Source organism: Polaromonas sp. P3_C2 (assembly GCF_056402675.1).
In genome coordinates, this window is the sequence record NZ_JBFUGX010000858.1 from 1 (window position 1) to 1,512 (window position 1,512).

At 62.2% G+C, this 1,512-nt stretch carries 1 protein-coding gene and 1 pseudogene; one reads left to right on the forward strand and one right to left on the reverse strand.

The genetic code is table 11. The features are described 5' to 3' along the window. Window positions 1-297 (reverse strand): annotated as a pseudogene (locus AC1DWI_RS22775) (AAA family ATPase); the annotation flags it as partial. A 321-nt stretch (window positions 298-618) separates the two neighbouring features. Between AC1DWI_RS22775 and AC1DWI_RS22780 the strand changes: the two are divergent. Next, window positions 619-1,512 (forward strand): aldehyde dehydrogenase family protein (locus tag AC1DWI_RS22780; protein WP_477725865.1); only part of this gene is annotated, 894 nt, incomplete at its 3' end.

The following is a 1,512-nucleotide window of genomic DNA, read 5'->3' on the forward strand; positions in this document are numbered from 1 at the left end:
GACGACCGGCAATGCGGTGTTGTAAGTCCAGGCCGCTTCAACACCCGGCCCCGACGCTGCCATGGCCTTGACTTCCAGCGCCATTTTTTCCTGCCGCTCCAGGGTCGACCAGGCGTAATAGGCGCTTGCCGGAATCATCAATGCCACGGCCAGTACGGCGAACTTCATGCCAAAGGTCTGAATCGACAACCAGTCGCGCAAACGGGCCATAAAGGCTTTAAACCAGGCCAGCAGGCTGGTGGTGGGCGCGTCGTCGCCGGGCGGAATATCGGCTGGGCTTTTGGTGGGATCAGTCATCGCGGTAATGCGTCAAAAATGCGGACCCGCRGTTGCCGGCTGCCTGCCGCTGTCGTCACGCCAATACGGCCGGGCCGTTGCGTAACATGAGCACCATTCCCTGTAGGAATTGGCGAGGTGCATGTGTAGGTTCAATCCTACATATATGCCAATCGTGGCGCAGCAAAGGATTTGTAAATTGGCCGAGACACAACGCTGTGGCTGTGACAAACGCACGCTTTTGGGGAGCGTTACCTCGCGGGAGGCCCTGCCCCCATGGCTCATTTCTGCCCGTGGGAGGCGGTAACCTCCGGCCGGGGGCAAATTCAGCACAATAGCGCCATGCAACTCAACTACATCGCCAATACCTCTGTCGCATCTTCTTCAGGCAAAACCATCCCAATGATCGATCCGTCCGACGGGCAGGTGTTTGACGAGATTCAGCGCAGCAACGCGCACGACATTGATACCGCGGTGAAAAGTGCCCACGAATGTCTGGAACTGGTATGGAGCCGCTTCAGCGCCGCCGAGCGCGGGCGACTGCTGATGCGGCTTTCCGCCAAGGTGGCCGAGCATGCCGAAGAGCTGGCCATGATCGAGCAGCGCGACTGCGGCAAGCCCACCAAACAGGCACGCGCCGACGCGGCGGCCCTGGTGCGCTACTTCGAGTTTTATGCCGGCGCCTGCGACAAGCTGCACKGCGACACCATTCCCTATCTGGACGGCTACAGTGTGATGACCTGGCGCGAGCCGCACGGCGTGACGGGCCACGTGATTCCGTGGAACTACCCGATGCAGATCTTCGGCCGCAGCGTCGGCGGCGCGCTGGCCGCGGRCAACGTCTGCGTGGTCAAGCCGGCAGAGGATGCCTGCCTGTCATTGATTCGCGTGGCGCAACTCGCGGCCGAAGTGGGTTTTCCGGCCGGCGCCATCAACATCGTGACCGGTTACGGCCATGAGGTCGGCGACGCGCTGGCCCGCCACAAAGAAATCGACCACATCAGCTTTACCGGCAGCCCCGCCGTGGGCACGCTGATCCAGCAGGTCGCCGCCGAGCGCCACTGCCCCGTCACGCTGGAGCTGGGCGGGAAAAGTCCGCAAATCGTGTTTGCCGATGCCGACCTGGATGTCGCCATACCGGCCATCATCAACGCCATCGTGCAGAACGCCGGGCAAACCTGCTCGGCCGGCTCGCGCCTGCTGGTAGAACAGGCGATTTACGAGCCCCTGCTGCTG